At 38.8% G+C, this 1,473-nt stretch carries 2 protein-coding genes; one reads left to right on the top strand and one right to left on the bottom strand.

Features of this window, described 5'->3' with window-relative positions; genetic code table 11:
- The first annotated feature begins 345 nt into the window (after nt 1–345).
- Nucleotides 346–1,020, top strand: coding sequence for a type II secretion system protein (locus LNTAR_RS26370; protein WP_007281492.1), 675 nt, complete (start codon nt 346–348; stop codon nt 1,018–1,020).
- Nucleotides 1,021–1,184: 164 nt separating this feature from the next.
- Here LNTAR_RS26370 and LNTAR_RS28110 read toward each other — a convergent pair.
- Nucleotides 1,185–1,473 (bottom strand): hypothetical protein (locus LNTAR_RS28110; protein ID WP_007281490.1); only part of this gene is annotated, 289 nt, incomplete at its 5' end.

Below are 1,473 nucleotides of genomic sequence, written 5' to 3'. Positions count from 1 at the left end.
TATCTGACACTTTATGATGATACCGAGCCAGAATTATTTATTCGATTTAGGCACAATGAAAACAAGAATACGAATATACTTTTAGTGGATGGTCATGTTGAAGGCAAGAGGATGAGCCAAATGCAGGCTAAAAATATTTATAATTATGATTAATCAAAGTAGAATATTTTTACGCTAGACTTGATTGAAGACTTTAATTGTCCTATGATTTCTATAGTTAATATTCCCGTTAGACCCCTGATTTTAAGCACAAGAATAGAAGGTAAATCTTTAAACTTTAAGAAAAAATAAAGTATCTCTTGGTTTTGTAAAAGTATAGTAGATTACATAAGTGAAGGTCATTAAATGAAACAGCAACGATTTACCTTGATAGAACTCCTCGTGGTAGTTGCCATCATCGGGATTCTTGTTTCATTATTATTACCAGTTTTGAGTAAAGCGAGAGAGCAAGCACGAGCTGCATCGTGCAAAAATAACTTAAAACAATTTGGTATTGCGACGTTCATGTACACAGATGATGAGAAAGATTATTTGCCTGCCTCATTTACAACTGATCGTGAATACTGGTACGTGACTTTGTATTCATATATGAATGGAGCAGATAATTCGGCTTTTAAACTTTGTCCTTCGGTAAGTCACTCCAAAGGGGTCGTATCTTTAAATTATGCTTCCAATAAAAATATATTTAAGCACACGGATTTTGTTTCGCCTGAATTCCGGTTGAAAATCAACGATTTATCAGAGCCTTCAGCTGCCGTTACGGTGGGTGATGCAGGCATGTGGTGGGCGCCTACCAATACATCCTACCCTTTTATCGAACAACCCTGGGCCTATGTTACTGAGCAGCACCTCTATAATCCCAATGATGTTCTTCAGCCCTACGACGATGTAAGGGATGTCACCACTGGTTTGCGTTTTCGTCATGTGGGAGACAAAAAAGCAAATTTACTGTTCACAGATGGTCATGTGGCCGCTCAGCAAATGACACAAATGAAAGCGAAGAATATGTATAATTATTAAGACTCTTTATTTTTTAGAAGCGCGTTTAAGTTAACCCAACTGTTCTTCGAGTTCGGCAATTTCTTTGGCAATTTTATTGATGACGCGCTTTTTATAAACACATACAGTATTGTACGGGATGGAAAGTTGTTCACCGACTTCGTGCATATCAATACCTGCTGAAATCAACTCAAAACATTGACGTAGGGTATCGTTAATTTGGGGGCTAACCGTGGCCCAAGCTTTTTCAGCGATAAACTTTTTCCACTCGGCCAGACTGATTTTTTCAATCTCAGCATCGACTTTTTGATCTGAATCTTCATTGACAAACAGGGCGGAATGACGGTTGTGAACTCGAAAATAAGAACGTGCTGCATTGCTGGTGACAAGACTGAGCCAAGAGCGGAATTTGCCGCGTTGGCGATCATATCAACTCGGGTAGAGCTTTCCAAGCTTTGATGAGCACATCTTGCA

This window comes from Lentisphaera araneosa HTCC2155 (assembly GCF_000170755.1).
GTDB lineage: Bacteria > Verrucomicrobiota > Lentisphaeria > Lentisphaerales > Lentisphaeraceae > Lentisphaera > Lentisphaera araneosa.
The sequence above is the reverse complement of the archived record's forward strand: the minus strand, read 5'-3'. Positions and strand labels throughout refer to the sequence as shown.

Bases quoted from the DNA above. Each gene is read 5' to 3' on its own strand.
- LNTAR_RS26370 (WP_007281492.1), top strand. From the start codon at position 346: ATGAAACAGCAACGATTTACCTTGATAGAACTCCTCGTGGTAGTTGCC.